At 72.8% G+C, this 1,232-nt stretch carries 1 protein-coding gene; it reads left to right on the top strand.

Features of this window, described 5'->3' with window-relative positions:
• Positions 1-1,059 (top strand): carotenoid oxygenase family protein (locus ABZ885_RS41510; protein ID WP_360200438.1); only part of this gene is annotated, 1,059 nt, incomplete at its 5' end.
• Positions 1,060-1,232: the final 173 nt, after the last annotated feature.

The raw sequence follows: 1,232 nt of genomic DNA, 5'->3' as shown, positions 1-1,232 counted from the left end.
GGCACCCACGTCATCGAACACGGCGGCCGCCTGCTCGCCCTCTGCGAGTCCGCACTCCCCTTCGAACTCACCCCCGAACTGGAAACCGTCGGCGCGTACGACTTCGGCGGCAAGCTGACCTCGGCCATGACCGCCCACCCCAAGGAGGACCCGGTCACCGGCGAGCTGCACTTCTTCGGGTCCTCGCCGTTCCCGCCGTTCCTGACGTACTACGTCGCCGACGCCAAGGGCGGGATCGTCCACAGCGCCGAGGTCCCAGGAGCGACCGCCTCGCTCAAGCACGACTTCGCCATCACCCGCCACCACGTGGTCTTCATCGAGGGCAACGTCACCTTCGACCCCACCGACCACTCCGGCATCCCCTACGGCTGGAACGACCGGCAGCCCGCCCGCATCGGGGTGATGCCCCGCGGCGGCGACGGCGCCGCGCAGGTGCGCTGGTTCTCCGTCGAACCGGGCAACCTGCTGCACGTCGCCAACGCCTACGAGGACGGCCAGGGCCGCATCGTCCTGGAGGGCCCCACCGTGGACCGGGAGGGGTTCCGGCTCTCCTGGAACTGGTGGATCGGCGCGCCGGAGCGCGGCAGCGAGCCCAACGCCCGTGCCTACAACCGCCGTTGGGTGGTCGACCTGGCGGTCGGCAGCGTCGACGAGCAGATCACCGACGACCTGCCGGTGGAGTTCCCGACGCTCAACGAGGCGTACCTGGGCACCGAGAACCGCTACCAGTACGCCGTCTCCTTCCCCGACGAGCAGGGCTTCGGCGGCTACGGCGTCGTCAAGTACGACCGCGCCACCGGTGCACGCCGCGTCCGCCACATCGGCGACGCCCGGATGCCCGGCGAAGCCGTCTTCGTCCCCGCCGCCGGAGCCACCGGCGAGGACGAGGGCTACCTGCTCACCGTCGTCTCCGACCTCAAGCAGGACGCCTCGCAGCTGCTGGTGCTCGACGCGACCGGCCTCGACTGCGTCGCCACCGTCCACCTGCCCCGCCGGGTGACCGCCGGGATCCACGGCTCCTGGATCCCCGACGGCGACTTGCCCGCCGAGCAGGGCTGACGCAGGACAGCCCGGGTGCCGCTGCGAACCGGCACCCGGGCCCAGCCCCCGTGCCCCGCGGCGGTGTCCCCACCGCACCGCCGCGGCTCCCCCGCTGATCCGCGATGCCGGCCCCCCGAGGGGCGACACCCGCATGACCGGCACCGCGAGCCCGCGGCCGGCGGCAGGAGCCC

It is taken from the genome of Kitasatospora sp. NPDC047058, from assembly GCF_040643935.1.
Taxonomy (GTDB): Bacteria; Actinomycetota; Actinomycetes; order Streptomycetales; family Streptomycetaceae; genus Kitasatospora.
The sequence above is the reverse complement of the archived record's forward strand: the minus strand, read 5'-3'. Positions and strand labels throughout refer to the sequence as shown.